The organism is Solimonas marina (genome assembly GCF_012241385.1).
Taxonomy (GTDB): domain Bacteria; phylum Pseudomonadota; class Gammaproteobacteria; order Nevskiales; family Nevskiaceae; genus Solimonas; species Solimonas marina.
On the sequence record NZ_JAAVXB010000032.1, the window covers coordinates 1 to 1,083 of the forward strand.

A 1,083-nucleotide genomic window follows, 5' to 3' on the forward strand; every position below is an offset into this window, starting at 1 on the left:
AGCGGTCTCAAGAATCAAGAGCAACACGTTTTGCGTAATCGGCCATTTCCTGGGCCATGGCCTCTTCCGGGGTCTGCCAGTCCAGCGTCTTTCGCGGTCGGCCGTTGAGAAGACGCGCGATATCGTTCAGATGCGTCTGGCTGGCCTGCGACAGATCCGCTCCCTTGGGCAGAAACTGACGCAGCAATCCGTTGGTGTTCTCGTTGCTGCCGCGCTGCCAGGGGGCGTGTGGGTCGGCGAACCAGATATCCAGCTTCAAACGCCGGGACAGCTCGGCATGGCAGGCCAGTTCGCTGCCCCGATCGTAGGTCAGGCTCTCGCGTAGAAACGACGGCAGTTTCTTCATCTGTCGGGTAAAACCTTCCAGCGCGTTCTGCGCGGTACAGCCGTCCATCCGGCACAGCACCACGAAGCGGGTCCTGCGCTCGACCAGCGTGCCGACCGCCGAGCGGTTGAAGGCGCCTTTGATCAGGTCGCCCTCCCAATGGCCGGGCAACTGGCGTGTGGCAATCGCCTCGGGCCGATGCACAATGCGCAGCGCTTCCGGGACAAACGCGGCGCTCGCCGCCGTCGTGCGCCGACGCCCGCGCTGCGGCTTGCCTTGCCGCAGGGCGTCGATCAACGCCTGCTTGAGCGATCCGCGTGGATACGCATAGATCGCGGCATAGATCGTTTCGTGGCTGACCTGCCGGGCCGGATCATCGGGGAACATGCGCTTCAGTCTGGCGGCAATCTGCTGCGGCGACCAGCGCCGGTACACCAGACGGTCCCGAACGTGCTGATGCAGCCAGCCGCCCTCGGTCAACTTGCGCCGGCGCACGCTGCGCTCACGCCGACGCCGATAGCTGCATGCTGCTGCGGTTGCATCGTACGATGTCCCATCGGCAGCACCATTGCGAAACAGCTCGCGCGACACCGTCGCCGCGCTACGACCAAGCCGGCGTGCGATCGCCCGCAGGCTTGTCCCACGGCGGTGTTCGATCTGGATCACCGCGCGCTCTTCTGAACTCAAGTGCTTGTAAATTTCGCCCATCGCAACACCTTATCTGACTGCGGGTGTTGCACTTGATGGTTGAGGCTAAG

The 1,083-nt window shown here is 63.7% G+C and carries 1 protein-coding gene; it reads right to left on the reverse strand.

The window, feature by feature from the left end:
- Positions 1–7 precede the first annotated feature (7 nt).
- Complete coding sequence (locus G7Y82_RS21140) at positions 8–1,033, reverse strand: IS30 family transposase (RefSeq protein ID WP_168150122.1); 1,026 nt, start codon at positions 1,031–1,033, stop codon at positions 8–10.
- Positions 1,034–1,083 lie beyond the last annotated feature (50 nt).